Consider the following 2,613-nt stretch of genomic DNA (forward strand, 5'->3'; position numbering starts at 1 on the left):
TATATTTACTCTCGAGACGGAAATCCCAAAAACTTCCATGACCTGCAACCAATCTTTGAGCAGAACTTGCTTCTCCTAAATCAGATCCTGAACCATAAGCACGGAGTATATATTGATAAGGTGTATTTCCCAACGCAACATAACCACCATCCAATTGGAAAGAATCTTTTTCTGCTTTTCCAGAAACCTGAACAATGGAAATTCCCTGCTCATTGCCGCCATTCCCCGTATATCCGCCTGAACTTTCCGAAACACTATGCACATGTACTTTTGTTGTTCCAGACACATCGCCATCGATCAAAAGCCGATCGGTTTTTTGATTTTCAATGCTTCCTCCCTCATTCAAATATATATTAAGATGAATATGCGCACCATTCTGTGCTTTATAAACTTCCCCTTTTCCTGTTCCAATGCGAAGTGTTTGGTAAGCGCTACCCCTAGAGGAGTTCAATTTTTCAAACACGATGGAACTATCATCTATAAGGCTTACAGATGAAACAGATGAAGTACCTTGAGAACCAAGTTCAACCCCACTTTGTCGTAAAACCCACTTCGCATTATTACCCAAATACAGTGCAGCAGTAGAATTCTTATCAACATGGCTAGCCCCTTCAAGAGTAGAAGCATCTGCTAAAACTTTCACCAAAGCACCCTTTTCAACTTTTAACAATGCGCTTCCTGAAAGAGTGCCTTTCATCACATTAACGACACCATAAGTCCTATCTGTACTGTAAATAGCCACACTGTTTGGAACAGAAAACACTGTTTGTCTCAAATTAATAGCTTCCAATCTGCGTGAAGTTGGTTTCTTTTCTGATGAATCCCCTTCTTGAAGATTGTCTTCTGCTAATGGTTTTTCTCCCTTAAAATATATGCCATAAGATTCATTACCCTTCACTGTAACAGTAGAAGACGTGATATTAACCTCTGTCATACGTTCACGTTCTGATAAATTTCCATACACCGGAATGGAATTAGCAATATCAATTGTATTTTCTGATAATATGCCATGGACATTAGTAGCATCAATCATTCCCTTAAAAGAAACAGAGCCACCTAAATCCATAAGAAAAACTGCATGATTTTTCTCTCTGCTGCCTCTCCCAGTAATAGTAACATTCTCGAAATTGACCTTCCCATTCAGTGTAGAACTAACTCCATGACTGTCGCTGAAATCAACTGATCCTCCCTTTATATTGCTTTCTGCACCGCCAAAATTATAAAAGCTTGCCTTCCCGCCATTTGTTTTAATATCTACATTGTTTAAAATAATATAAGTAGACATCCCTATTCCCTGAACAGCCATTTGACTTTCACTAATAGTTCCATTGCTTACCTCAACTCTTCCCTTACTCGCATGAAGAGCTACGGATGTATCCTTGAGAGTCAAATCGGTCAAAAAAACCTCTCCTCCCTCCGATATAGACACACCACGTATATAAGGTTTATCTAGAACTTTACTGCCAATAACTATCTTTTCCCCTTGCACTTTCGAAGATTCCTTTTTTATAGTCATCGCAACAGAAGTAGAAGGTGTGTAAGCACTCTTATAGTAAGATCGGTCTTTAATTGTATCCTCCCCGCAATCATCACACAAATAGCCTGCCTCATCATCATACAATATAAGCTTTTGAGAGTTTCCATCTTGGGTATAGGCATATCTGACTCTCTTTCTGTCACTCTCTCCACTTTCTCCACTCTCTCCGCTCAACATACTGTAATTATTTCCACGCAAAGGAGTCGTATGTTGAATATGCACCGTATAGTCACCAATATTATATTCCTCACTGAACGGAATAACACTGATATTATAGTGTTTTCCTCCCTCCTCTGTATTTGCACAAATCGCTCTTCCACTTTGGAACAAAGAAAAAATAGCAGTTATAAAACTATATAAATATATATGATTTCTGAGGACTTTAGTCATAATTCCCTCCAGTTTTCTCCAGTTAAAAATAAAAAGCGCTTGTCAAAACGCTCAAATATGAAACCAAAATCCCCCCCTTTACTGCTCATTTGACTGATGCAACGAAACACCCGAACAAACTCGGCAGAAAGCCTACTTACAATGCAAAAATCTACCTAAAGGAGAAAAAATAATAATTACACTTTATACGAGTGTAATACATTGCGAATTTTATGTAAAGTAAAAATAAAACCATTGCGTGTATTTTTTATAATATACACGTAATGGTTTTGATAAAGAATAACAAATTCTAGAAAACTGAGCTTTTACAAGCATACGATAGAGATACAATCAATTACTGTATCCGCACTCTTATCATCAAAAAATTTAAGAAAATTCACTTTAATATAAAAGCAATAGATGTTTTCACACGCAAAACAAAAAGAAAAATAGTATGATTTCTTTCATTCATATTAAAAAGATAAAGATCTTTTGATAAATCAACACAGCTGTTATAAAATAAAAAGGGCAGCACAACGTGCTGCCCTTTCATATAAAGGTGTGTACTCCACCTTATCTTTAAAACTGATAACGGACTCCCCCAGAGAAACTCGTTCCAGAAAAACCAGCTTTAGTCAGCTTGTGTTGATAAACAAGATCACCATGAAGCGCAAAATTTTGAGACAATCGAGCATTAAAACCCAATC

The 2,613-nt window shown here is 37.0% G+C and carries 1 pseudogene; it reads right to left on the reverse strand.

The window, feature by feature from the left end:
* A pseudogene (locus J7R07_RS07900) lies at positions 1 to 1,927 on the reverse strand (autotransporter outer membrane beta-barrel domain-containing protein); the annotation flags it as partial.
* Positions 1,928 to 2,613: the final 686 nt, after the last annotated feature.

Source organism: Bartonella phoceensis (genome assembly GCF_902825145.1).
GTDB lineage: Bacteria > Pseudomonadota > Alphaproteobacteria > Rhizobiales > Rhizobiaceae > Bartonella > Bartonella phoceensis.